The sequence below is a fragment of the Pseudomonas sp. G34 genome (assembly GCF_031119625.1).
Taxonomy (GTDB): domain Bacteria; phylum Pseudomonadota; class Gammaproteobacteria; order Pseudomonadales; family Pseudomonadaceae; genus Aquipseudomonas.
Genome location: NZ_JAVHZV010000004.1, coordinates 22799 through 47566 on the forward strand (window position 1 = coordinate 22799; position 24768 = coordinate 47566).

25 protein-coding genes are annotated in these 24768 nt (G+C 65.6%); 13 read left to right on the forward strand and 12 right to left on the reverse strand.

Going from position 1 to position 24768, the window contains the following annotated elements; all coding sequences use genetic code 11:
• The first annotated feature begins 17 nt into the window (after window positions 1–17).
• The 6 genes from QYS36_RS02645 (at window position 18) to QYS36_RS02670 (ending at window position 5222) form a co-directional block, all read left to right on the forward strand.
• A complete protein-coding gene (locus tag QYS36_RS02645; protein WP_111460703.1) occupies window positions 18–332 on the forward strand; it encodes an NAD(P) transhydrogenase subunit alpha in 315 nt (104 codons plus the stop codon).
• Between the two features lies 1 nt (window position 333).
• A complete protein-coding gene (locus QYS36_RS02650) occupies window positions 334–1770 on the forward strand; it encodes an NAD(P)(+) transhydrogenase (Re/Si-specific) subunit beta (RefSeq protein ID WP_308838026.1) in 1437 nt (478 codons plus the stop codon).
• 386 nt (window positions 1771–2156) lie between these two features.
• Window positions 2157–2369 (forward strand): DUF1127 domain-containing protein, encoded by a 213-nt coding sequence (locus tag QYS36_RS02655; RefSeq protein ID WP_074881216.1) that lies wholly within the window; start codon window positions 2157–2159, stop codon window positions 2367–2369.
• Window positions 2370–2563: 194 nt separating this feature from the next.
• On the forward strand, window positions 2564–2881 hold the full coding sequence (locus QYS36_RS02660) for a DUF2388 domain-containing protein (protein WP_308838027.1): 318 nt from the start codon (window positions 2564–2566) through the stop codon (window positions 2879–2881).
• Window positions 2882–2955: 74 nt separating this feature from the next.
• Window positions 2956–3276, forward strand: a complete 321-nt coding sequence (locus QYS36_RS02665; RefSeq protein WP_070884159.1) for a DUF2388 domain-containing protein — start codon at window positions 2956–2958, stop codon at window positions 3274–3276.
• A complete protein-coding gene (locus QYS36_RS02670; protein WP_308838028.1) occupies window positions 3273–5222 on the forward strand; it encodes a DUF4105 domain-containing protein in 1950 nt (649 codons plus the stop codon). The genes QYS36_RS02665 and QYS36_RS02670 overlap by 4 nt, the downstream gene beginning before the upstream one ends.
• Window positions 5223–5246: 24 nt before the next feature.
• Here the strand turns inward: QYS36_RS02670 and QYS36_RS02675 are convergent, their stop codons facing one another.
• Together QYS36_RS02675 and QYS36_RS02680 are read right to left on the reverse strand one after the other, a co-directional pair.
• The gene (locus tag QYS36_RS02675) at window positions 5247–6608 is read right to left on the reverse strand and encodes an ATP-binding protein (RefSeq protein WP_308838029.1); all 1362 of its coding nucleotides are present in this window, start codon (window positions 6606–6608) and stop codon (window positions 5247–5249) included.
• Entirely contained in the window at window positions 6605–7270 is a 666-nt protein-coding gene (locus tag QYS36_RS02680) for a response regulator (protein ID WP_308838030.1), read from the reverse strand. Before QYS36_RS02680 ends, QYS36_RS02675 begins: the two co-directional genes overlap by 4 nt.
• Before the next feature lie 151 nt (window positions 7271–7421).
• On the opposite strand from QYS36_RS02680, the gene QYS36_RS02685 reads away from it, so the two are divergent.
• The 3 genes from QYS36_RS02685 to QYS36_RS02695 are packed head-to-tail and all read left to right on the forward strand — an operon-like array spanning window position 7422 to window position 9908.
• Window positions 7422–7688, forward strand: a complete 267-nt coding sequence (locus QYS36_RS02685; RefSeq protein ID WP_308838031.1) for a PepSY domain-containing protein — start codon at window positions 7422–7424, stop codon at window positions 7686–7688.
• On the forward strand, window positions 7688–8227 hold the full coding sequence (locus QYS36_RS02690; protein WP_308838032.1) for a cytochrome b/b6 domain-containing protein: 540 nt from the start codon (window positions 7688–7690) through the stop codon (window positions 8225–8227). The genes QYS36_RS02685 and QYS36_RS02690 overlap by 1 nt, the downstream gene beginning before the upstream one ends.
• 10 nt (window positions 8228–8237) lie before the next feature.
• Complete coding sequence (locus QYS36_RS02695; RefSeq protein ID WP_308838033.1) at window positions 8238–9908, forward strand: phosphoethanolamine transferase; 1671 nt, start codon at window positions 8238–8240, stop codon at window positions 9906–9908.
• 25 nt (window positions 9909–9933) lie between these two features.
• On the opposite strand, the gene QYS36_RS02700 is transcribed toward QYS36_RS02695, so the two are convergent.
• The 3 genes from QYS36_RS02700 to QYS36_RS02710 are packed head-to-tail and all read right to left on the reverse strand — an operon-like array spanning window position 9934 to window position 13442.
• Window positions 9934–11169, reverse strand: a complete 1236-nt coding sequence (locus QYS36_RS02700; protein WP_308838034.1) for a nucleoside permease — start codon at window positions 11167–11169, stop codon at window positions 9934–9936.
• Between the two features lie 42 nt (window positions 11170–11211).
• Window positions 11212–12279: a sugar phosphate isomerase/epimerase gene (locus QYS36_RS02705; protein ID WP_308838035.1), complete on the reverse strand. Its 1068-nt coding sequence runs from the start codon at window positions 12277–12279 to the stop codon at window positions 11212–11214.
• Entirely contained in the window at window positions 12276–13442 is a 1167-nt protein-coding gene (locus QYS36_RS02710; RefSeq protein WP_308838036.1) for a Gfo/Idh/MocA family oxidoreductase, read from the reverse strand. The genes QYS36_RS02705 and QYS36_RS02710 overlap by 4 nt, the downstream gene beginning before the upstream one ends.
• 160 nt (window positions 13443–13602) lie before the next feature.
• Here QYS36_RS02710 and QYS36_RS02715 point away from each other — a divergent pair, with 160 nt between their 5' ends.
• Window positions 13603–14589: a LacI family DNA-binding transcriptional regulator gene (locus QYS36_RS02715; RefSeq protein WP_308838037.1), complete on the forward strand. Its 987-nt coding sequence runs from the start codon at window positions 13603–13605 to the stop codon at window positions 14587–14589.
• 2 nt (window positions 14590–14591) lie between these two features.
• On the opposite strand, the gene QYS36_RS02720 is transcribed toward QYS36_RS02715, so the two are convergent.
• The 7 genes from QYS36_RS02720 to QYS36_RS02750 form a co-directional block, all read right to left on the reverse strand.
• Entirely contained in the window at window positions 14592–15704 is a 1113-nt protein-coding gene (locus QYS36_RS02720; protein WP_308838038.1) for a metallophosphoesterase, read from the reverse strand.
• Between the two features lie 277 nt (window positions 15705–15981).
• Window positions 15982–16536 carry a nucleotidyltransferase family protein gene (locus QYS36_RS02725; RefSeq protein ID WP_308838039.1) on the reverse strand — a complete coding sequence of 185 codons (555 nt, stop codon included), beginning with the start codon at window positions 16534–16536 and terminating at the stop codon, window positions 15982–15984.
• A gap of 3 nt (window positions 16537–16539) precedes the next feature.
• Complete coding sequence (locus QYS36_RS02730) at window positions 16540–17508, reverse strand: XdhC family protein (RefSeq protein ID WP_308838040.1); 969 nt, start codon at window positions 17506–17508, stop codon at window positions 16540–16542.
• 125 nt (window positions 17509–17633) lie between these two features.
• The gene (locus QYS36_RS02735) at window positions 17634–17954 is read right to left on the reverse strand and encodes a hypothetical protein (protein ID WP_308838041.1); all 321 of its coding nucleotides are present in this window, start codon (window positions 17952–17954) and stop codon (window positions 17634–17636) included.
• A 103-nt stretch (window positions 17955–18057) separates the two neighbouring features.
• Window positions 18058–18447, reverse strand: a complete 390-nt coding sequence (locus tag QYS36_RS02740) for a response regulator (RefSeq protein ID WP_308838042.1) — start codon at window positions 18445–18447, stop codon at window positions 18058–18060.
• A gap of 141 nt (window positions 18448–18588) precedes the next feature.
• Window positions 18589–20550, reverse strand: a complete 1962-nt coding sequence (locus QYS36_RS02745; RefSeq protein ID WP_308838043.1) for a methyl-accepting chemotaxis protein — start codon at window positions 20548–20550, stop codon at window positions 18589–18591.
• Window positions 20551–20790: 240 nt separating this feature from the next.
• Complete coding sequence (locus QYS36_RS02750; protein ID WP_308838044.1) at window positions 20791–21195, reverse strand: GFA family protein; 405 nt, start codon at window positions 21193–21195, stop codon at window positions 20791–20793.
• 89 nt (window positions 21196–21284) lie between these two features.
• Between QYS36_RS02750 and QYS36_RS02755 the strand changes: the two genes are divergently transcribed.
• From QYS36_RS02755 to QYS36_RS02765, 3 genes are all read left to right on the forward strand, one after another.
• Window positions 21285–22199: an AEC family transporter gene (locus QYS36_RS02755; RefSeq protein ID WP_308838045.1), complete on the forward strand. Its 915-nt coding sequence runs from the start codon at window positions 21285–21287 to the stop codon at window positions 22197–22199.
• Between the two features lie 294 nt (window positions 22200–22493).
• Window positions 22494–23798: a CitMHS family transporter gene (locus QYS36_RS02760; RefSeq protein WP_308838046.1), complete on the forward strand. Its 1305-nt coding sequence runs from the start codon at window positions 22494–22496 to the stop codon at window positions 23796–23798.
• A gap of 91 nt (window positions 23799–23889) precedes the next feature.
• Window positions 23890–24663 carry a TerC family protein gene (locus QYS36_RS02765; protein ID WP_308838047.1) on the forward strand — a complete coding sequence of 258 codons (774 nt, stop codon included), beginning with the start codon at window positions 23890–23892 and terminating at the stop codon, window positions 24661–24663.
• Window positions 24664–24768: the final 105 nt, after the last annotated feature.

The following is a 24768-nucleotide window of genomic DNA, read 5'->3' on the forward strand; positions in this document are numbered from 1 at the left end:
AGAAAAGGATCATCCCGATGGATCTGATTTCCGACGGCATCTACAACCTGATCATCTTCGTGCTGGCCATCTACGTCGGCTACCACGTGGTCTGGAACGTCACCCCTGCCCTGCATACGCCGCTGATGGCGGTGACCAACGCCATCTCCGCGATCGTCATCGTCGGCGCCATGCTGGCCGCCGCCCTGACCGTCACCCCGCTGGGCAAGACCATGGGCACCCTGGCCGTGGCCCTCGCGGCGGTCAACGTGTTCGGCGGCTTCCTGGTTACCCGGCGCATGCTGGAAATGTTCAAGAAGAAGGCCCCGAAAGCCGCGGCGGAGAAGCAGTGAAATGAGCATGAACCTGATCACCCTCCTCTACCTCGTGGCCTCGGTGTGCTTCATCCAGGCCCTGAAAGGCCTGTCGCACCCGACCACCTCGCGACGTGGCAATGCCTTTGGCATGATCGGCATGACCATCGCCGTGCTCACTACCTTGGGCCTCATCCATAAGCTGGGCAGCGAACTGGCGGTGCAAGGCATCGGCTACGTGATCGTCGGTTTGCTGGTCGGCGGCACCGCTGGCTCGATCATGGCCAAGCGCGTCGAGATGACCAAGATGCCGGAACTGGTCGCCTTCATGCACAGCATGATCGGCCTGGCCGCCGTGTTCATTGCCATCGCCGCGGTGGTCGAACCGCAATCGCTGGGTATCGTCGCCAGCATCGCTGACCCGATTCCGGCCGGTAACCGCCTGGAGCTGTTCCTCGGTGCGGCCATCGGCGCCATCACCTTCTCGGGCTCGGTGATCGCCTTCGGCAAACTGTCCGGCAAGTACAAGTTCCGCCTGTTCCAGGGCGCGCCGGTACAGTTCGCCGGCCAGCACCTGATCAACCTGCTGGTCGGCCTGGCCATCGCCGGCCTGGGCCTGTACTTCACCTTCACCGGCAACCTCAACGCCTTCGCGATACTGGTGGCCCTGGCCTTCGTGATCGGCGTGCTGATCATCATCCCCATCGGCGGCGCGGACATGCCGGTGGTGGTGTCGATGCTCAACAGCTATTCGGGCTGGGCCGCCGCCGGTATCGGCTTCTCGCTGAACAACTCGATGCTGATCATCGCCGGCTCCCTGGTCGGCTCCAGCGGCGCGATCCTCTCCTACATCATGTGCAAGGCGATGAACCGCTCGTTCTTCAACGTCATTCTCGGCGGCTTCGGCGGCGCCCCGGATGCCGGCCCGGCAGCCGGTAGCGGCGAGCAACGCCCGGTGAAATCCGGCTCAGCCGACGACGCCGCGTTCCTGCTCGGCAACGCCGACAGCGTGATCATCGTGCCCGGCTACGGCCTGGCGGTGGCCCGCGCCCAGCACGCCCTGAAGGAGCTCACCGAAAAGCTCGCGCACAAGGGCGTGACCGTGAAGTACGCGATTCACCCGGTAGCCGGCCGCATGCCCGGCCACATGAACGTGCTGCTGGCCGAAGCGGAAGTGCCCTACGACCAGGTGTTCGAGATGGAAGACATCAACGCCGAATTCGGCCAGGCCGATGTGGTGCTGGTGCTCGGCGCCAACGACGTGGTCAACCCGGCGGCGAAGAACGACCCGAAGTCGCCGATTGCCGGCATGCCGATCCTCGAGGCCTTCAAGGCCAAGACCATCATCGTCAACAAACGCTCGATGGCCAGCGGCTATGCCGGCCTGGACAACGAACTGTTCTACCTGGACAAGACCATGATGGTGTTCGGCGACGCCAAGAAGGTTATCGAGGATATGCTCAAGGCCGTCGAATGACCCGCAAAGGGGCGCGGTAGAGCGGCCGCGCCCTCTTCGAGGGCAATTGAGCGCGAGAAAAAAGCACAGCATCACCGATTGATAACGAGAGTTGCTGCTCAAAAAAATAATGAGCTAAGCAACTAAGCCGAACAATCGTAACTGTACCGCAATGAATTAACTGAAAATCGAACAAATTTCAGTTCAAAGCACTGCCAAACAGGCAAAGTCACGGCAAATTCACAAACACCGGTACAGTTACCAATTAAATTGACGCTACAGTTACAAAGCACCCTATCTAGTACCCTGCTAATTTACTGCAGCTGTGGCTACTGCCAACCCCGCGCGAAGTCGAAAATAGGCCCCAGAACTTAACCAGTCCCGCCAAAAGCGGAAGGATGCACACCATGGAACGTACCCTCAGTTCCGATCTGCTTGTCGACAACTCGTCCAAATCTGCCACCAGCCTGCCGCTGAACATTCTCGCTACTCTGCTCCTGTGGCAGCGTCGCATCGTCAGCCGCCGCCAACTGGCGCGTCTGGACCCTCGCCTGCTGGCCGATGCCGGCATCAGCGAAAGTCAGCGTTACGCCGAACTGAGCAAACCGTTCTGGCGCTAATCGCGACACCTGAGCTTCTCCCGCAAAACCCCGCCGGCATGCAGCGCCAGCGGGGTTTTGTCGTTTCAGGAGGCATGTTCAGCAAAGGGTCATGCGGCTGCCAACAAGGCTACACAAACTGTGCAGGTCTTTCTCAACGGCGCCGTGCAGAGCGGGTAGAATGCGGCTTTCCGTGAGCCGTAGAGACCAAGCCCATGCCCATCGTCCGCACCCTCGCCTTTGTCAGCCTGTTCGGCTTCGCCGCAGGCGCCAGCGCCAGCAGCTTCGTGGTCACCACCGACACCCTGGTCGATGCACTCGCTGCCACCATCGATACCAGCTCCAATGCGACCTCCTCCGTGGTCGACAACAAGGTGGTGCTGGCCGCCAGGGACGACGCTGCCAGCTTCGTCGCCAGCCAAGGCGCCGTGCGTGGCGCACACCTGGAAACCGCCCTGCAGCACATCCGTGCGCGCATGCCTGCCCTGCAGGCCGATGATGCACAACTGGCGCAGGCCATCCTCGCCCATTAAGCGCCTGTCATTGCTGGAACTGCGGCACAGGTTCCTCGTCCAAGCAGCCAATCAACCCCATTCGGAGACCGTTCATGAAGCGTCCGTTGTTAGCCGCCACCGCCTCGCTGGCCCTGTTCGCCGGCGCCGTTCAGGCCCAGACCCTGGTGGCCACCAGCAACATCATCGTCCGTGCGCTGGATCGCACCATCGACTTCACCTCGGACACCACCACCTCGATCCGCGACATGAAAGTGGTGATCGAAGCCCGTGACGATGCCGCCAGCTTCGTCGCCAGCCAGGGCGATATCCGCGGTGCCCAGCTGGAAGCCGCCTTCGGCGCGCTGCGCAGCCAAGTTCCCGAGGCCCAGAACGCCTCCGACCAGGTACTCGCAGAAGCCATTCTCGCGCTGTGATAACCGCCCGTGGCTGGCTCCTGCTGCTGACCTTGCTGGTCAGCACGGCCAGCCATGCCCAGCTGCAATTTTCTCTCGAACAATCCGGGCTCACGCCCGAGCAACGCCACGCCAGCCAGACCCTGCTCGACCAAGCCCACGGCGCCCTGCCGCCGCGCCTGCGCGCAGCGGTGGACCGTGAGGTCGTGGTGCGCTGGGTCGACTTGCCAGCGGACATCTACGGCCGAGCCGGGCGCCTCAGTGGCGTCGAGCTCAACGCCAAGCTGCTGCCCAGCCTTACCGACGGCAGCGCCGCGCGCACGCCAAACGGTCGCCCCCACGGCACCGTGCGCCAGGAACTGCTGGCCACCGTACTGCATGAAGTGACCCACCTCTATGATCGCGGTGCCTATTGGGGCGCCGAGCAGCGCACCCTGCTGCGTCGCTGCCAACGGCACAATGCCGACCTGGGCCCGGTCGGCCTGCGCGCCGAATGCCGCGGGCAGACCGAGCGCCGCTTCACCCTCAGCGATGAGCCGCGCCTGCTCGACCTGGCCGGCTGGCCCCAGCGGGTCGGCACGCGCGGTGAGCGCGACATGCAAAACGGCCAGGTCGCCCGCAGCCCGGACAGCTACGAGCTGAGCAACCCGCGCGAATTCGTCGCGGTGAATATGGAGTACTTTCTCCTCGACCCCGAATACGCCTGCCGTCGCCCCTCCCTGGCGCGGTTTTTCAGCGCGCATTTCGGCTGGTCGCCAGCCAACCAGGCGCCCTGCGGCAGCGGCTATGCCTACCTGAACGCCGGGCGCGATTTCGACAAGCAGGCGCTGGCCAACCTCGACCCCGAACGGGTTTACGAGGTGGATTACCTGCTTGCCGAAGCCAACCAGAACATGGCCAGCCGCTGGGGCCACACCATGCTGCGCCTGGTCATCTGCGCACCGGGCCGGCCACGTGGGCCGGACTGCCGGCTGGATCTGGATCAGCACCTGGTGCTGTCCTACCGCGCCTTCGTCAACGACGTGCAGCTGTCCAGCTGGGACGGCCTGACCGGTGCCTACCCGTCGCGGCTGTTCGTGCTGCCCCTGGCCCAGGTGATCGAGGAGTACACCAAGGTCGAGCTGCGCAGCCTGGCCTCGGTGCCCCTGAAACTGTCACGCGAGCGCCTGGAGCAACTGGTCGCCCGCGCCGTCGAGCAGCACTGGAGCTACGACGGCGACTACTTCTTCGTCTCCAACAACTGTGCGGTGGAAACCCTCAAGCTGCTGCGCAGCGGCACGGGCCTGCCCGGCCTGCAGAACCTCGACAGCATCACCCCCATCGGTTTGTTGGAGGTACTCGAAGCCCGCGACCTGGCCGATGGCAGCGTGCTGGACGACTCCCGCGAGGCGCTGCGCCTGGGCTACCGCTTCGACTCGTTCCGCGACCGCTACCAGGCCATGTTCAAGGTGCTGCAGCAGCGTCTGCCGATCCACCAGCAGCGCGTCGAGGACTGGCTCGAGCAGCCGTCCGAACAGCGTCGCCAGTGGTTCGAGCAGGCCGACCTGCGCGCCAGTGCCGCCATGCTGCTGCTCGAACAGGCGGCCATGCGCCGCCAGCTGCTGCTCTCCCAGGACGAACTCAAACAGCGCTACCTGAGCGGCCGCGCCGCCAAGGATCCGAGCCTCGACAAGGCCGGTGACGCCCTGGAGCAGATCCTCGCCAACACCGGCTTCCTGAGCCGCCCGGCCGAGCTGCTCGAGGGTGGTTACGGCCTGCCGCAGCAGGAAGAATGGCAGCGCCTGGAAAGCGAAACGCGCACCCGCCAGCAGCAACTGAGCCTGCTCAGCGCCGATCTCGACGGTGAAGTGCGCCGCCTGCTGGAACCCCAGCGCCTGGCCGAACTGGAAGCCAACGAAGCCAACCTGAAACTGCTCGGCGAGCACCTGCGCAAGCTGCACAAGCAAAGCGGCGGCTTGCAGCTCTGAAAGCGGCAGGCCGATCAGCGGTGATCAGCCAGCCGTATCGGGAAAGCTGACCACCGCCCTGAACCCCCGTGGGCTGGCATTGCTGAAGCCGATGGAGCCGCCCAGGTGGCGGGTGATCATGCCGACGATGGCCAACCCCAGCCCCGCGCCCTGGGGGTTGCCGGCACTGTGGAAGCGCTCGCCGAGGCGCGGCAGGCGCGCTTCTTCGACGCCCGGCCCCTGATCGACGACCTGCAGGTGCACGCCCTCACCTTCCCGGCACACGCGCACGCTCACCTCGCTGCCAGGTGACGAGAAGGTCAGCGCGTTGCTGACCAGGTTCTGCAGCAGGATGACGATCAGGCCGCGGTCACCCTGAATCAGCGCTTTTTCCTCGGCATCCAGGGCCAGGTCGATTTGCCGGTTGAGCGCCAGCGGCGCCAGGTCGGCCAGCTCCTCACGCACCACGGCGGTCAGGTCCAGCGGCTGCAAATTCTGCGACGGCGCTTCCAGGCGCGCCATGGTCAGCAGCTGGCTGGCGATACGGGTGGCGCGGTGCACGCCATGCTTGAGGAATGCCAGGGCCTCCTCGCGCTCCTGCACGCTTTCGGCCTGGGCCGCGTTACGCACGTGAATCTCCAGGATCGCCAGCGGTGTACGCAGCTCATGGGCGGCATCGGCGATGAAGCGCCGCTCGCGTTCGAGCAGTGCGCGCAACTGGCTCAGCACGTCATCCAGGGCCAGGCGCATCGGTTCCAGCTCCGGCGGCAGCGGCCCGGCCGGCAAAGGTTCCAGGCTGTGCTCCGGGCGCTCGCGCAGTTGCTGGGCCAGGCGCTGCAGCGGGCGCAGCCCCCAGCCGAGCAGCAGCCAGATGAACGCGGCCAGCAGCGGCAGACAGATCAGCGTCGGCATCAGGGTGTGCTGGAGAATCTGGTGGATCAGATCCTGGCGCAGGTCTTCCCGCTCGCCAACCCAGATACGCAGGCCGCCCGCGCTGTCATCGAGCAGCACGCCGCACCATTCCTGGTCGTTGAAGAAGAATTCGTGAATGCCCGGCGCTGGCAGCTTCTGCAGATGCGGCGCCTGCTCGGAGCGCACCAGCAGGTTGCCGTCACGATCCCACACCTGGAACGCCAGGTTGATTTCGTAGGGGTGCGAGAACACCCCCTCGGTCGAGCGATCGAGGGCGCCATCCAGCGCCTGGCGGACGAACTGCCAGTCGACCGGGCGGCCATCGGGCTGCTGCAGCATGCCCTGCAGCACACGCGCGGCCTGCACCAGCTGGGCGTCATAGACCGCCTCGGTCTGCCGGTGGCTGTCGCGCAGGGCGAGCAGCACCAGGGCCAGGCTACCGGCCAGCACCAGGGCGATGGTCGGCGCCAGGATGCGCGTGCGGATGGAAATCATGGCCGCTGCTCCACCAGGTAACCGACCCCGCGTACGGTGCGAATCAGCTCGCTGCACAGCTTGCGGCGCAGGTTATGGATCAGTACTTCCAGGGTGTTGCCCGGGCCGCTTTCCTGCCAGCCATACAGCGCATTGGCCAAGCGCTCGCGGGTCACCACCACCCCGGGGCGAATCAGCAACTGGTGCAGCAGCTGATACTCCATGGGCGTCATCGGCACGCTGCGGCCCTGGTAGCGCACCTCCTGGGTGGAGGGATCGAGGGTCACCCCAGCGAATTCCAGTACCGGCTGGGCGCGGCCCTGGCTGCGCCGCAACAGGGCGCGGATGCGCGCCTTGAGCTCTTCGGGGTCGAAGGGTTTGACCAGGTAATCATCGGCGCCGGCATCCAGCCCCTGGATCCGATCATCCATGCCGTCGCGGGCGGTAAGCACCAGCACCGGCACGGCGTTCTCGCTGCGTGCACGCAGCTGGCGCAGCAGGGTCATGCCATCCAGGCGCGGCAGGCCGAGGTCGAGCAGCACCAGGTCGAACTGTTCGCTGCGCAGCGCATGGGCGGCCTCGACGCCATCCTCCAGCCAGTCCAGCGTATAGCCCTCGCCACGCAGGGCCACGCGAATGCCCCGCGCCAGGGCACGATCATCTTCAACCAGCAGGACACGCACGGCACGCACCTCGTCATCGATAAAACGGCGCCATGATGCGCTTCGCGCGGCGCATTTGGCAGGGGTAGATGTTACCGAGCTTTGCCCATTAAGGCTTTCCTAAGCTTCGCGTCGCAAGGTGCTACTCACCCCCATCACAAGGAGTCTCACCATGCGTTACGTCGCGCTTTTCGCCCTGCTGCTGGGCAGCCCGCTGGCCATGGCCAGCACCGAATGCACCACCGCCGACCGCTCCACCTGGCAGGACCCGCAGCAGTTTCAGGAAAAGCTGAAAGAGCAGGGTTACCAGATCAGCAAGTTCAAGGTCACGGAAGGCAACTGCTACGAGATCTACGGCTTCGACAAGGACAAGCGCAAGGTCGAGATCTATCACGACCCGGTTAGCGGCAAGGCCATCAAGACCGAGATCGAAGACTGATGCACGCGGCGACGATACGACTCTGGGATCCCCTGATCCGGCTGTTCCATGTGTCGGTGGCCGGGGTCTTCGTCGCCAACTATTTCTTTACCGAGCAAGGTGACGACTGGCACACCTGGCTCGGCTACTACGCCTGCGCCTGGCTGGCGGTACGCCTGGTGTGGGGCTTCGTCGGTCCACGCAGCGCGCGCTGGACGGACTTCTGGCCGACCCGCACACGCTTGCGCGAACACCTGGCTCTGGTTCTCAAGCGCGAACCGCACCGCCGCCTCGGCCACTCGCCGATTGGCGCCCTGGTGATGCTGCTGATGATGAGCGCCATCGCCACCCTTGGCATCAGCGGCTTTCTGATGCAGGAGGTCGATGCCCTGTGGGGCGCCGACTGGCCGCTCAGCCTGCATGCCTGGGCGGCCAACAGCCTGGCGACGCTGGTGGTCATCCACCTGGCCGCAGCCGTGATCGAAAGCCTGCACCTGCGCGAAAACCTGCCGCTGTCGATGATCACCGGCAAACGCCGCGCCCCGTCCGACCATCGCTGAGACTCGACCCATGCTGACCCTGCTTGCGCCTCGCCGTGCCAGCGCTCCGCGCGCCTGGCTGTCGCTGCTTGCCCTGGCCACCCTGAGCTGCGCCCTGCTGCTCGCCGATGATTTTCTGCAGCAACTGTTCACGCCGAACAACCACGCCGAGCTGGAGGCGGGTTACGTGGTCGTGCTGTGGCTGTTCAGCCTGGGGCTGTGGCTGTGCAACCTGCGCTGGCTGAGCATGGGCATCCTGACGCTGTTCGCGGTGATGCAACTGCTGCAGCTGGCCAACATCAGCTTCTTTGGCGAACCGCTGACCGCCATCGACATCCAGTCGCTGCTCAATGACCCCGGCGAAGTACGCGAGACCGCCGCGCACAGCCTGGCCCAGCATTGGCCGGTGCTGCTCTGCGTGGGCACTCCCTACGGCCTGCTGCTCGCCCTGCACTGGCGCCTGCCCGGCCGGGTCAACCTGCCGCAGAGCCGCTGGGCACTGCTGCTGATCGCCGTGGTGCTGCTCTCCAAACCCTATCGCGCCACCTACCGCAACCTCGACTCGTTCGCCGCCAGCCCGAGCCGCAGCGCCCTGCACAACAACCTCAACGTGTTTTCCGCCTGGGCGGTGCACCTGGCGTTCAAGCCGGAAATCGAACTGCCGCCCAGCACCTTCGCCCCCTATGCACTGAGCCCGAGCCTGAGCGAAGCCAAGCATGTCTGGCTGGTGGTCGCCGATTCGCTGCGCAGTGATCGCCTTGGCGTGTTCGGCTACGACCGGGACACCACGCCGAAACTGGCCGCCTACCTGCGCGAGCATCCCAGCGCCTTCGTGCGCCCCGGCATCGCCGCCGGGGTGGCCACCGATGTCAGCCTGCCGTACCTGATCAACCCGATTCGCGAGCCCGGCAAGGATGCACTGCTGCGCACCGGCGACATCAACCTGTTCCGCTTCGCCAAGCAGGCGGGCTTTCGCACCCACTGGATCTCCTCCCAGGAATCCAAGCTGCTGGCCAACCTCGGCAGCCGTTACCTGGACGTGTCGATCACCCGCGAAGACCACCCGGTGCGCTTCCTCAAACAGCAGGATCGTGCCCTGCTCGACGTGCTCGACGCGCAGCGCTGGGCCGAGCGCAACTTCGTGGTGCTCAACCTGCGCACCGCGCACCTGCCCTACGCGCAGAACTACCGCCACGAAAAGACCCCGGCGCCCTGGGTGGATCAGGGCCCGGATGGCCAGAGCAACGCCTATGACAACTCGGTGCACTACCTGGACGGCCTGCTGGCCGAGGTGATCGCCGACTTCGACCGCCTGGAGGGCGAGCGCTACCTGATCATCACCGGCGACCACGGCCAGCGCCTGGGTGAAGGCGGCCACTGGGGCCACAACGACCTGGTACCGGAAGTCAGCGACGTGCCGGTGATCGTCATCGGCCGTGAGGCCAAGGCCGAGACCATGGCCAGCCTGGCAGCCGAGCGCTGGATCAGCCACTACGAGGCCGGCAAGTGGCTGGCCGCGCGCCTTGGCACGCGCATCCACAACCCCAACCTGCGCGCCAACGAACACTTCGTGCACGGCAAGCTGCTGTTCACCGACAACTTCATCCAGCGCGTCTGCGAAACCCCCACTGGCCTGGTTCACCAGCCGCCACAGCTGTTGAGCATGCTGCTCAAGGATCCCGAGGCGCGCTGCGACGGTTGAACCAGGCCGCGGGCGGCAAGGCGCCTCAGCCCACCCGGTGGGTTACGGCCGGTTCGTCTGCGGCGCGCTCGCGGAAGGTCAGCAGGAAGGCCAGCAACACGGCGACCGAGAACACCGCGGGGAACAGCCAGATGCTGCGCCAGTCGTGCAGCCCCTCGACGGCATAATGATCGGACACCGCGCCGGCGACCCAGAAGCCGATCAGCATGCCGACGCCATAGGTGGCCAGGGTGATCAGGCCCTGTGCCGAACTCTTGATGCTCTCGCCAGCCTTGCCATCGGTGTAGATCTGCCCGGAAACGAAGAAGAAGTCGTAGCACACGCCGTGCAGCACGATGCCCATCACCAGGAACGCCACCAGCTCGCCGCCGTTGCCGTAGGCGAACAGCAGGTAGCGCAGCGCCCAGGCCGCCATGCCCACCAGCAGCGTCGCCTTGATCCCGAAGCGCTTGATGAACAGCGGCAACAGCAGCATGAACAACACTTCGGAAACCTGGCCGAGGGTCATCATGCCGGTGGGGTTGGCGACGCCGATTTCGGTCAGGAACAGGTTGGCGTTCTGGTAGTAGAAGGCCAGCGGGATGCAGATCAGGATCGAAGCCAGAAAGAAGGTCGCGAAGCCGCGATCCTTGAGCATCTGCAGGGCATCCAGGCCGAGCAGGCGCTTGAGGCCGGTCTGCTGGCCAGGCACCGGTGGGGTGGCCGGCAGGCTGAAGCTGTACAGGCCGAGCAGCAGCGAAGCGCCGGCGCAGAGCAGGAAGGTGTTGCGCAGCGCGCCCTCGGCGATGGCCTGCTGGGCGTCCCAGGCGAACACGAAGCTGATCACCAGGCCGGAGACGATCCAGCCCAGGGTGCCCCACACCCGCACCCTGGAAAACTGCGCCGCCGGGTCGCGCAACTGGCGAAACGCCACGGCGTTGACCAGCCCGAGCGTGGGCATGTACACCACCATGTAGCCGAGTACCAGCGGGTAGAAGGTGGCGAAGTCCTCGGCGCGGTAGAGCTGGTAGAGCAGCACGGCGCCGCCCAGGTGCAGCACCGCCAGCAAACGCTCGGCGTTGACCAGGCGATCGGCGATCAGCCCGACCACGAAGGGCGCCAGAATCGCCCCCCATGACTGGGTCGCGTAAGCCATGCCGATCTGCCCGCCGCTGGCGCCCAGGGTGCGCCCGAGAAAGGTGCCCAGGGTGACGAACCAGCCGCCCCAGATGAAGAACTGCAGAAACATCATCACGCCCAGCCTGACAGTCAAAGTGCTCATGGTCTTATCCTTGTTGTTGTTCACGAGACGGCGTTAAACGATCTACTTCAAGCCAAGCAGCCCCCGATTGCGCGAGTTGCTGCTGGCGACCCCGGCGAAATCGTCGAAGGCGCGCTCGGCGCGGGTGATCAGTTGGCGCTCGATGAAACCGGCGCCTTCGGCCGCACCCTGGGCCGAGTCCTTGAGGCAGCACTCCCACTCCAGCACCGCCCAACCCTGGTAGCCGTACTGGGTGAGCTTGCTGAAGATCGCCTTGAAGTCGATCTGCCCATCGCCCAGGGAACGGAAACGCCCTGGGCGATCGACCCAGGCCTGATAGCCGCCATACACCCCGGAGCGGGCATCGGGTCGGAACTCGGCGTCCTTGACGTGAAACATGCGGATGCGCGGGTGGTAACGGTCGATGAAGCCCAGGTAGTCCATCTGCTGCAGCAGCATGTGGCTGGGGTCGTAGAGAATGTTGGCGCGCGGGTGATCGCCAACGGCAGCCAGAAAGCGCTCGAAGGTGACGCCGTCGTGCAGGTCTTCGCTGGGGTGCAGCTCGTAGCAGAGGTCGACACCCGCCTCGTCGAAGGCCTCGAGGATCGGCAGCCAGCGCCGCGCCAGCTCGGCGAAGCCCTCCTCCACCAGCCCCGCCGGGCGCTGCGGCCAGGGGTACAGATAGGGCCACAGCAGCGCGCCGGAAAAGCTCGCGTGGGCGGCCAGGCCCAGGCGCTGGCTGGCCTGGGCGGCGAGCTTCAGCTGGTCGACGGCCCACTCGGTGCGCGCCTGCGGGCGGCCTCTCAGCTGCGCCGGGGCGAAGTCGTCGAACAGCTTGTCGAAGGCCGGGTGCACGGCTACCAGCTGGCCTTGCAGGTGAGTGGACAGTTCGCTGATCTGCACCCCGGCCTCGGCGCAGATGCCCTTGAGCTCGTCGCAGTAGGTCTGGCTCTCGGCGGCGCGCTGCAGGTCGATGCACTGCGGCCCCAGGGTCGGCAGCTGGATGCCCTTGTAGCCGAGCGAAGCCGCCCAGCGCGCCTGGTTGGCCAGGGTGTCGAACGGCGCCTCGGCCGCCAGGAACTGGGCGAGGAAAATGCCGGGGCCGCGGATGCCCCCTGTATTGGCGGTCATGCGTACACTCCAGTGGACGACGCCAGCGGTGTCCATTTCGCCTCGCTGGCGTGGCTGGCCAGCACCGTTTCGATAAAGGCCATGCCCCGCGCAGCGGTCTCGATGCCGGGCAAGGCGGCAGCGGCGCTGGGGCACCCGCCAATCGCCCGAGCGAAGTCGGCGTACAGATTGGCCATGGCTTCCAGATACCCCTCGGGGTGGCCCGCCGGAAGGCGAATGCGCTGCAGCGCCTCATCGCACAACCAGGGGTGGTTGGCCCCGGCACGCAGCACGCGCATGGGCTGATCGAGGGGGCGATGAATCAGGCTGTTGGGTTGCTCCTGGCGCCACTCCAGGCCACCCTTGTCGCCGTAGAGGCGGATCTTCAGGGCGTTCTCCTCGCCGGCGCACACCTGGCTGGCGAGCAGCACGCCGCTGGCCCCCTGCTCGGTGGTAAACAGCATGGCGCAGTCGTCATCCAGCGCCCGGCCAGGCACATGGGTGGCGAGGTGCGCACAGAGGCGGGCGATGCGCTGGCCACTGACGAACTCGACCAGGCTGAAGGCATGGGTGCCGATATCGCCGACGCAGCCGCCCTGCCCGGCCAGCTGCGGATCACCGCGCCAGAGCGCCTGCCTGTTGCCCTGGCCAGCCAGATCGTCGCTGAGCCAACCCTGGGGGTATTCGACGTGGAGTTTGCGCAACCGACCGATTTCCCCGGCCTGCACCATGTGCCGCGCCTGCCAGACCAGCGGGTAGCCCTGGTAGGTGTGGGCCAGGCCATACAGGGCCTCGCCCTGCACCAGCAGATGGGCCAGGTCGGCGGTTTCGGCGCTGCTCAGCGCCGCCGGCTTTTCGCAGAACACATGGATGCCCGCGCGAATGGCGGCGGCAGTGATGGGTGCATGCAGATGGTTGGGGGTGACGATGGCCAGCAGGTTGATTCGCTCGCCAGGCTCGAGCCGTGCTTCACCGTCGAGCAGCGCCTGCCAGCTGGCGTATACACGTTCGGTGGGCAAGCCGCACTCCCGGCCCGTTGCGGCATTGGCGGCCGGGTCGCGACTGAACGCACCCGCCACCAGGTCGATCCCGCCTGCCAACGCTGCCGCCTGGCGGTGCACCTTGCCGATGAAGGCGCCAGCGCCGCCGCCGACCATGCCCAGCCTGACCCGAGAAGCTGCCATCACTACACTCCGATTTCGCTGTTTTTTATTGAATGTAACCGGTTACATATCAGGATATATAGCCACCTCAACGATGCAGGTCAAGCGCACCATGACCGCCGGCTATGGGATAAGCTAGCCGCCAGACAGGGCGCAGAGCCGGCCAGCAAACAGAGGGCGCATGACCAATATCCGCAAGGTGGCCGCACTGGCCGGCGTATCCGTCGCCACGGTTTCGCGCACGTTGAAGAACCCGCAGCAGGTGTCGCCGGACACCCGCGAGAAGGTGCTGGAAGCGGTCGACAAGGCGGGCTACACGCCCAACCTGATGGCCATCCAGTTTCGCTCCCAGCGCACCCATAACCTGGTGGTGCTGGTGCCCGATATCGCCAATACCTTCTTCGCCCGGGTGATTCGCGGTATCCAGGAGGCGGCCAGCGCGGTCGGCTACCGGGTGCTGTTGTGCAACACCCTGGGCAACCCCGAAACCGAGCGGCAGTTCGCCGGGCTGGTGGATGCCCGCCAGGCCGATGGCGTCATCCAGCTGCGCGCCTTCGACCCGTTCGCGCGCCAGGATCACCCGCCACTGGTGAACATCTGCGAAATCGTCGACGACGCGCCCTGGCCGACGGTCAGCCTCGACAACCGGGGGGCGGCACGGGCCATGACCGAGCACCTGCTGGCCCTGGGGCATCGGCGCATCGGGCTGATCAAGGGCCCGGCGGACAGCCCGCTGACCCGCGAGCGCTTCGCCGGCTACCGGCACGCCCTCGAGGCGGCAGGCATGGCGGTCGACCCTGCCCTGCTGCAATACGGCAACTACGACTGCTCGTCAGGCCATGCCGCGGCGGCGCGTCTGCTGCAAAGCGAAGCGCGGCCGACGGCGATCTTCTGCGAGAACGACGAGATGGCCATGGGCGCCATCCAGTGCATCCGCCAGGCCGGATTGCGGATTCCCGAGGACATCGCGGTGGCCGGCTTCGACGACATTTCCTTCGCCGCCTTCTGCAACCCACCGCTGACCACCATCGCCCAGCCGGCCGAAGCCTTCGGCCAGCACGCGGTGGCCCTGTTGCTGGCGCAGCTGGATGGCCAGGCCATCGGCGAGCGGCACCAGGTGCTGCCGTTCCAGCTGGTGGTGCGCGCGAGTACCGCCGCCTCGAACTGATCCTAGCCCTTGGCCGAGCGCAGGGTGATGCGGGTGATCTCCGAAGGCTTGCCCAGGCGTAGTGGAAAGCCGTTCCATAAACCGGTGCCGTTGCTTACGTACAGGCGCATGTCGCCCACCGCGTATTCGCCGGACACATAACCCTCGTTGAAGGCCTGGGTGACCCAGTGCATGCCCAGCACCTGGCCGCCATGGGTATGCCCGGACAGCTGCAGGTCAACACCGGCCAATGCGTTGCCCGCGGCGGCCAGGGGGCGGTGGCTGAGCAGGATCACCGCAGCGTCTTTCGGTACGCCGGCCAGGGCAGCCTCGATATCCGGCAGCGGCTGGCCGAAGCGCGCAGCAGCGGGATCGGTGATGCCGGCCAGCACCAGGCTGGCACCACGCTCTCTGATGGTCACATGGCTGTTGAGCAGCATCGGCAGGCCCAGCTGCGCGAAGTGCTCCAGCCAGTGCTGATACTCGGCGTAGTACTCATGGTTGCCGGCAATCGCATACACACCCAGCCGCGCGCGCAGCTCGCGCAAGGGCTCCACATCGGCTGTTCGCGCAGCCACCGTGCCATCGACCAGGTCACCGGTGATCACCAGCAGATCCGGCTGCAGGGCGTTGGTCCTGGCCACCACCGCCTCCAGCCACGGGCGCTGCAGCAGGCGGCTGGCGTGCAGGTCGGTGAGCTGCACCAGTTGCAGGCCGTCCAGTTCAACGGGCAGCTGCGCCAGGGTGATTTCCACCTCGCGCACATCGGGCACCCGCACCGCCTGCCAGACGCCCAGGGCCGACAGCAGGATCGCGCCAACACCGACACCCGCACGCAACCGCGGGGCGCCAAGGACTGTTCGCAAGCGAGGCAGCAGCGCGGCGATATCCAGCACCAGCAGCACCATGGCGCTGATGATCAACGCGCCGAATGCACAGCCCAGCACCATCAGCAGGGTGCCGGGAATTTCCGGCGAGGCCATGCTGCCGAAGTAATAGCGGGTCAACAGATGGTGCTCGGCAACCGCCAGGATCAACATGCCGAGCAGCGCCTTGATCGCCCGCGGCCAGGGCTGCAGCCACACCATTCGCCAGAACACATACAGGGCCAGGACGCCCGTGATCAGATGAAACACCGTTATCTCGCTCTTCAGGATGGATCGGCCGCCGCCCTCTGTGACACCGCGGCCATCCACGGGTGCACTTCACATTTTCCCCAGGCAAAAAAAACCGCCCCAATTAGAGGCGGTAACCAAAGGATGATGAACCGGAGAGACCACCGGCTTGTTTCGCAAGCAATGGCGTTGTGTTCATCGAGGTACAGGGTATCGGTAAAGGCCCGAAGCACCGCATCATTTGCGTCGATAGTGATAATCGAGGGCTGCCGTTTCTCGCCCCGGCCCGCTGATCGCGCTACTTGGCGGCGGCCAGCAGGGCGTGGATGCGCTGCAGATCGGCGAGCGTATCGACGTCGCTGAGGATGCCCGGATCATCCAGCGCTAACAGCAGGGCGCGGCCTTCACGGCGGTAACCCTCAACCACCGCTGCACCGCCGGCTTCGCCGCTCAGGGCGGCCAGCGCCGCGAAGCACTCACGGGCGAACCCGACCGGGTGGCCCCTGCGGCCCTCGAAGGTTGGCACCACCACTGGCTGCTGCGCCAATGCTTGCGCCACGCTGTTCAGGCTTGGCGCATTGATCAGCGGCAGGTCACCGGGCAGGATCAGCCAGCCCGCGGCCGTTGCCGTGGCCCGTACACCGGCGGCGATCGAGTCGGCCATGCCGTCGCCGTCAGCGCGGTGAACAACATGATGCTCGAGCCCCGAGTGCTCGACCGCCGCCAGCACATGGTCGAGCACCGGTTTGCCATGCAGGTCGGCCTGCAGCTTGCTGCCGGCGCCACCGGAGGCAAGAAAACGCCTGCCACGCCCGGCGGCGAGCACGATGACCACGGGGCTGTTGGTCGCCATGGGTTACAGCGCCCCGCGGTCGATGCCGTTGGCCACCCGTAGCACGTCGGCCAGGGTCGCCAGGGCGATTTCCGCCGGCGACTTGCTGCCCAGTTGCAGGCCGATGGGCGCATGGATGCGCGCCAGCTCCTCGGGCTTCAAGCCACCCAAACGCGCCAGCCGCTCCAGGCGTTTGCCGCTGGTGCGCAGGGAGCCCATGGCACCGATATAGAAGGCCTCGGTACGCACCGCTTCGATCAGGGTCGGGTCGTCCAGGCGCGGGTCGTGGGTCAGCGCCAGGATCGCCGTGGCAGCATGGGCGCCCTGCTCGGCGAGAAAGCGTGCCGGCAGTATCTCGATGGCCTGCACGCCCGCCACGCTCATCTCGGCGATGGCCTCGGCACGCGGATCGCAGACGATCACCTCATACCCCAGGGCCACGGCAAAACCGGCGCAGAATTCGGCCACCGGCGACCAGCCGGCGAGCACCACGCGCAGCACGGCACCGACCCGGATAGACACCTGCTCGGCGCTGCGCTGGACCTTCGCGTCACTCATGCTGCCCGGCCGGCAGCGGCTGGCGCCCTCGCCCAACGGCACTTCGCGCACCAGCAGTTCACCGCCGCCAAGCGCCTGTTCGACCTGGCCGAGCATCCGCAGGGTGGCCTCGCCCGGCTGCAGGTACTCGACCAGCACGTCCAGCACGCCGCCGCAGGGCAGCGCACGGGTGGGCGTGAGGCCGCCCTCGCCGTAGCGCACGATCTGGTTGCAGGGAGCGAATGCCGAGCGCTGCACCCGTTCGAGAAAATCTTCCTCGACGCAGCCGCCGGACAGCGAACCGCAGGACTCGCCGGACGGCAGCGCCACCAGCATCGCACCCGGCGCCCGCGGCGCCGAGCCGAAGGTGGACAACACCGTGCACAGCCACACGGCGTGGCCCTGCTGCAGCCAGTTGCGGGCCTGCTGCACCACCTGCAGGTCAAGTTGCTTCATCGACACCACCTCAGCCATCACCGCCGCGCGCCAGAATCGGCACGATATCGGGCATGCAAGTTGGTAGCCAGGCCATCGCTTCGGTTCAGTGTTTTTGCGGCCAGTGAGTGGCTTAAGTGAGCGGCTTAGACGAAGGCCTGGCGCGCTACCCCGCGCGGCAGACGATTGCGCCCAGGCAGCTGCTCGAGTTTCTGCTGCCAGGCGGCTTTCACGCTGACGCTTGCTGCCGGTGCCGGCTTGCCCGCTGGCGCCTTGGCGGCACGGGCTGCGGCGCGCAATTCGGCCAGGGTCGGGGTACGGTTGGTCACCACCGGCGCAGCCGCCTTGTCCAGCGTACGCAGGCAGAGTTTGCAGGAAACCTGCGCCTGATCTTCGGTGGTGCTCAGGCTCGCGCCGCTGCGCCCGCAGGCGATGGTGTTCGAGGAGGGCGAGAAGTGAATGGCCAAGGTGACATCTCCAGCAGTAAAACGGGGCGGCGATTTTACATACCTGCCGCGGTTTCTGCGCAGTCACCTGTCCGAGATGCAGCGAGCGCCCGCTGCCGGCCATTCAGCCTTGGGGGTTACCAGGTTGCGGCGCCTTTGCCGGGGTCATCGAGGCGCACATGGCGAGCAACTGGCTGACGCTCCAGGGCTTGGGGATCACGGCCACGTTGAGGCCGTCGAAATCGGTGGTGCCTTCCAGAAAACCCGAGGAGATGATGATCGGCAGATCCGGGAAACGATCACGAATCAGGTGGGCGAGAAAGATGCCGTCGATGTCGCCCGGCATGCTGAAATCGGTGAGCACCATGTCCACCTGGCCGTCGCTGCTGGACAGGTATTCCCAGGCGTCGTCGGCACAGGGAAAGGCTTTGACCTCGTGGCCTTCGTCTTCGAAGATTTCCACGAGCAGCTCTCTGATCGAGCGTTCGTCTTCGGCTATGACTATCAGTGGCATTGCGCGGATCCGGCAGTAAGGGTCAGGCTCTGACCTGCCCGACCGGGCAAGATTTCATTAATTTTTCGTGGCACCGACTGGCGGCCTGTAACGGCCGGATCGCCGCCCGCCGTTGCAGCGGGCGACGACTGGTCAGAACGATCAGGCCAGGCGGAAGCGACTCACCAACTTCTGCTGATGATCGGCCAGACGTGCCAGCTCCTGGCTGGTGACGGCGGTCTGCTCGGCACCGGAGCTGACCTGGATGGCCACGTCGTTGATTTCCACCACGTTGCGGTTGATGTCTTCGGCCACCGCGCTCTGCTCTTCGGCGGCAGCAGCGATCTGCATGTTGCGGTCGCTGATGCTACTCACGCCCGAGGCAATTTCGGCCAGCAGGTCACCGGCGCGGCCGATATTGCTCGCGCCGGCGCGGGCCTTGCCGAGGGTTTCCTGCATGGACTGGGTGGCCAGGTCGGAGCCGCGCTGCAGGTTAGCGATCATCTCCTGGATGCTGCCGGTCGACTCCTGGGTTTTCTGCGCCAGGGTGCGCACCTCGGATGCCACCACCGCGAAACCGCGGCCATGATCGCCGGCACGCGCCGCTTCGATGGCCGCGTTGAGCGCCAGCAGGTTGGTCTGGTCGGCAATGCCGCGAATCACGTCGAGCACCGAGGAAATCGAATCGCTCTCGTGCTTGAGGTCACCGATGATCCGCGCAGTGTCGTCGGCCTGGGTCGACAGTTCACGAATCACTTCGACGGTGCGTTCGATTTCCTGGCGGCCCTGGGTGGTGCTGATGTTCACTTGACGCGACATTTCCGCGGCGTCGTTGGTGCTCTGCGCCACCTCGCGAACGGTGGCGCTCATCTCGTTGATGGCGGTGACCACCAGCTCGGTGCCCTGGCGCTGGCGCTCCAGGCTGTTGCTGGTCTGCAGGGTTACCGCCGAACATTCTTCGGCAGCCGTGGCGACCTGAGCGGTGGCCGAGCCGATTTCCTGGACGATCTGCGTCAGCTCCCCAGCCATGATGTTGAGGTTGCGACTGATCTCGCCGAATTCATCTTTGCCGACATAGCCTGAACGAGCCGTCAGATCACGCTGCGACAGCGACAGCAGGGCACGGTTTGCCTCGCCCACGGCCAGCTTGATGTTACTAATGATCAGGTAGGACAGCACAGCCACGATGGCCATGGCGATGAGCACGCTGATCGACGTCATCCACAACATCGCCGAAGCTTTGGCACGCGCCCCGGTAGCCAGCTCGTAGACACTGCTGCCCAGTTCGTTCTCCACTTCACCCATCAGGTCGATGCGGTTGGTGGCGGTCTGGAACCAGTCGGTGGCCTTGACGCCCAGTGGTTGGCCGAGCGGCGTTTCGAAGGCCAGTTTCTGCAGGCGCGCCACTTCGAGGCCGCTGGGCTGCTGCATCTTCTCGTCGAGCTTGCGCACGAAGTCGGCCGAGGCGTTGCGGCGGAAACCTTCCGAATAGGCGGTGAACTCACCCAGGTTGCGACTGAAGGTGGAGAGCAGCTCGGCGTCGAAACGATCCTGGTTGAACACCACGCCGAGCATCGCGCGTTCGCGGCCGGCGCGCTCCTTCATCTCGATGAACTGGTTGAGCGACGACAGCGCCCGCGACAGTGTCGGGTCGCTGAGCGAACGCTCGACGGCGTGGGTGTAACCGATCAGTTTGCCGATGATAGCGGTGAAGCGCGCGCCGGATTCGCGGTTGTTGATCGCCAGCTTGTCGATCTGCCCGCGCATGGCATCCAGGCCGCTCAGGGTGGCCAGGGCTTCATCGAGCCCGGCATCGGCGCTACCGGCCAGGGTGCGCGCATCGGCCAGGGCAGCGTCGGTCTGGCCGCGCATGCGCTGCAGCACGTCCTGCATGTTCTTGCCCTGGCTGCCGAGGAAAACGCCACTGGCACCACGTTCGCGCTGCAGCACGGTGATCAGCTGGCTGACCTTCTGCGCGACGACGCTGGCCTCCCGGGTGCGTTCCATCTCCTGGAGCGTCTGATAGCTGCCGTTGACCTGCAGGGCGGCGAGCCAGAGAAAGCCCAACAGCGGGCAGGCGAGGATCAGCAAGAGCTTGAGGCTCAAGGGGATGTTTCTGAGCATGGTGTATCACCTATTCAAAAGTACTTCGGCAGCTTGATAACGAAGCGAAAAGATTGCCTGTTGTCACGCCGTCTGCGCGGCACGTTGAACAGGAGGACGCATGTGGCATGCGGCACGGTAGGCAATAGACGAGGTACAGAAGGGTAATCGGCGCGCGACATCCATTCTTTAATAAAGTTCGGCGCACCGGTGAGAACAAGGCGGTGGGATGTCGATGTCCATCAAGTCGGGTACGCGTCGCTAGTCGATCCGCTCTTGCTGCTCCTGGGGCAACGACGGGTCGACCTCCAGCCAGGGCAAACGGCTCTGGGTCCAGATATGCCGGTCGGCGGCCGCGTGCTCGGGGTGATCGAGCGTGGCGATGGTCACGTCCAGGCTGCTCGGGCTCAGGGTGGTGAACAGCGCCAGGTGAGCGCCACAGTTCGGGCAAAAGTAGCGCTCGCAGGTGGGCGAGGAGGCGAAACGCGCCGGTTCGCCGCGCAGCCAGGCAAAGGCGGCCAGCGGCACGGTGATCCAGGTCACCAGGGTGCCGCCGGTGCTGCGCCGACAGATCGAACAGTGGCAGTGGGCGATATCGCGCAGCGCTGCCCGGAACTGGTAACGCAAGGCGCCGCACTGGCAGCCGCCCTGATGTAGATCGCTCATCCCACTCTCCTCGAAACGCCGTGGTATCCCTGCTTGCCTGAACGTGCGGCACTGGCGAAGATGCACGCTCACCACCACCGGGGGCTCCCGTGACCGACCTGCTCTTGGCCCTCTGGCCACTCTTCGCACTGATCGTCGGCGGCTACGTGCTCAGCCGCCGCGGCTTCCCCAACGAGGCCTTCTGGCCAGGGGCCGAACGCCTCAACTACTTCATCCTGTTCCCGGCCCTGCTGTTCAACAGCCTGGCCACCGCGCCGCTGAGCAACCCGCAGCTGCCGCGCATGGCCCTGGCCGTGCTGCTCGGCCTGGGCATCGCCTGGCTGGCCCTGCTGATCGTGCGCCGTGTGCGCGGTTGGCCGGCGGCGCGTTTTGGCGCCTTCAGCCAGGGCATCCTGCGCTTCAACACCTACCTGGGCCTGGCCGCGGTGGGCAGCCTGTTCGGCCAGCCGGGCCTGACCCTGGCAGCCCTGATGCTGGCGCTGATGGTGCCGACCGTCAACGTGCTGTCGGTCTGGTCGCTGACCGCCGAGCGCGGGGTCAGCGCCCGCAGCCTGTTGCTGCCGATCATCCGCAATCCGTTGATCCTGGCCTGCCTGGCCGGTGCGCTGGTCAACCTCAGCGGCCTGGGGTTGCCCGGCGGCAGCGGCCGGCTGCTCAGCCTGCTCGCCGCCGCCAGCTTGCCGCTGGGCCTGCTGTGCGTGGGCGCCGCGCTGAAGCCCGAGCAGTTGGGCGGCGAAGTGCCGGCCCTGGCCTGGAACAGCCTGCTGCGCCTGCTGCTGATGCCACTGCTGGCCCTGGCGGTGGCCGTTGGGCTGCAGTTGCCGACCATGGAAAGCACCGTGCTGGTGCTGTTCTTCGCCCTGCCCACCGCACCGACCGCCTACGTGCTCACGCGGCAGCTGGGCGGCGATGCCAACCTGATGGCCGGCATCATCACCTTGCAGCACCTGCTGGCCGCCGCTTCGCTGGTGGGCGTGTTGCTGCTCCTCGAAAAACTCCTCTAGCCCACGGCTCGCGTGGGCTAAGGCGCCCGCGCGAGACAACCTGTCCGCCCTCGATTACCTGCCTGCAACGAAAGCTGGCTGAAAGCTTGGTGCTCTAGCATCTGCTCACTGACCGACAGAGATTGGTCGATGAGCTGCCGCCAGTGAGGCCCGCAGCTGCCGTCAACAAGAACAAAACAGGTAATTAACCATGCTCCGCCCCAGTTCCTCACGCCTGCTCCCTCTCCGCTCGCCGCAACGCTAGCCCCCTCGCGCCTAACCCGCATCTAGCCGAATAACGTCCGGAGAACCACCATGCTCACATTCCTTGGCTTCGCCATGGTCTCGACCTTCATGTACCTGATCATGAGCAAACGCCTGTCGGCGCTCATCGCGCTGATCATCATCCCGATCATCTTCGCCCTGATCGGCGGCTTCGCCGCGCAGATCGGCCCGATGATGCTCGAAGGCATCAGCAAGCTCGCGCCCACCGGCGTGATGCTGATGTTCGCCATCCTCTACTTCGCCATCATGATCGACTCGGGGCTGTTCGACCCGCCCGTGCGGCTGATCCTCAGGATGGTCAAGGGCGACCCGCTGAAGGTCGCCGTCGGCACCGTGGCCCTGGCGCTGATCGTGTCCCTGGATGGCGACGGCTCGACCACCTACATGATCTGCGTCGGCGCCATGCTGCCGCTGTACAGTCGCCTGAAAATGAGCCCGACCATCATGGCCGGCCTGATCATCATGGCCGGTGGCATCATGAACATGACTCCCTGGGGCGGCCCGACTGCTCGCGCTGCCAGCGCCCTGCACGTGGACCCGTCGGACGTCTTCGTGCCGATGATTCCGGGCATGATCGTCGGCGCCATCGTGCTGTTCGGCGTGGCCTATCTCTACGGCCTGCGTGAGCGCAAGCGCCTGGGTGTGCTGCAACTGCCGGAAGGCAAGATCACCCGGGACGAAATCAGCGTTTCCCAGTTCCCCGAGGCCCGTCGCCCGAAGCTGATCCTGATCAACGCGCTGCTGACCATCGTGCTGATGACCACGCTGATCGCCGGCCTGCTGCCGATGCCGGTGCTGTTCATGATCGCCTTCAGTATCGCGATGATCATCAACTACCCCTGCCTGCAGCAGCAGAAGGATCGTATTTCCGCCCATGCCGGTAACGTGCTGGCGGTGGTCGGCCTGATCTTCGCGGCGGGGATCTTCACCGGCATCCTGACCGGCACCGGCATGGTCGACGCGATGTCCAAGAGCCTGCTGGCGGTGATCCCGGACGCCCTCGGCCCGCACCTGGCGGTGATCACCGCGCTGGTGAGCATGCCGTTCACCTTCTTCATGTCCAACGACGCCTTCTACTACGGCATCCTGCCGGTGCTCAACCAGGCCGCTTCCGGCTATGGCATCAGCGCCGTGGAAATGGCCCGCGCCTCGATCGTCGGCCAGCCGGTGCACCTGCTCAGCCCACTGGTGCCGTCCACCTACCTGCTGATCGGCCTGGCCAAAATCGAGTTCGGTGACCTGCAGCGCTTCACCCTGAAATGGGCAGTGCTGGTGTGCATGACGATCCTGGCGGCGGCCCTGATACTTGGCGTGTTTCCGCTATTCGGTAGCTGATTTGACGGAATTTTCACATCGCTGGCGCTAGACTTCGGCACCCATGCCGATTGGCTCGCGCCAGTTTTCTATCACCCACAAGGAACCTCTAATGGAATGGCTCACCAACCCGGAAATCTGGGTTGCTTTCCTGACTTTGACCGCCCTGGAAATCGTTCTGGGCATCGACAACATCATCATGATCGCCATTCTGGTGTCGCGCATGCCGCCGCACCTGCAGGCGCGTACCCGCTTCTTCGGCCTGGCCCTGGCCATGGTCACGCGCATCCTGCTGCTGCTCTCCATCACCTGGATCATGCGCCTGACCACCGACCTGTTCCACGTGTTCGGCCAGGGCATCTCCGGCCGTGACCTGATCCTGTTCTTCGGCGGCCTGTTCCTGCTCTGGAAGAGCAGCACCGAGATCTACCACGGCATGGAAGGCGAGGAAGAAAGCCCCGAGCAGCCCGGCGGCGCCGGCAAGCAGTTCCTCGGCACCATCATCCAGATCGCCATCATCGACATCGTCTTCTCGCTGGACTCGGTGATCACCGCGGTGGGCATGGTCTCCCACGTGCCGGTCATGGTCGCGGCCATCGTCGTTGCGGTCATCGTCATGATGATCTGCGCCGGTACCATCAGCGACTTCATCGAGAAGCACCCGAGCCTGAAGATCCTCGCGCTGTCGTTCCTCATCGTGGTCGGTACCGTGCTGATCGCCGAGAGCTTCGAAGTCCACGTGCCGAAGGGCTACGTCTACTTCGCCATGGCCTTCTCCCTGGGCGTGGAAGCGCTGAACATCCGCATGCGCACCGCCCGCCGCCGCGCCGAAGGCAAGGCCGACCCGGAGCCGGTAAAACTGCGCAAGGACGTGCCGGGGCAGTGATCACTCCCGCCTGACGCGGCACCAGCATATGCTGGCGTAGCAACCACAAGGCCCGTATCCATGGATACGGGCCTTGTGGTTTAAGGGCCGTTACCGCCAAGCGGC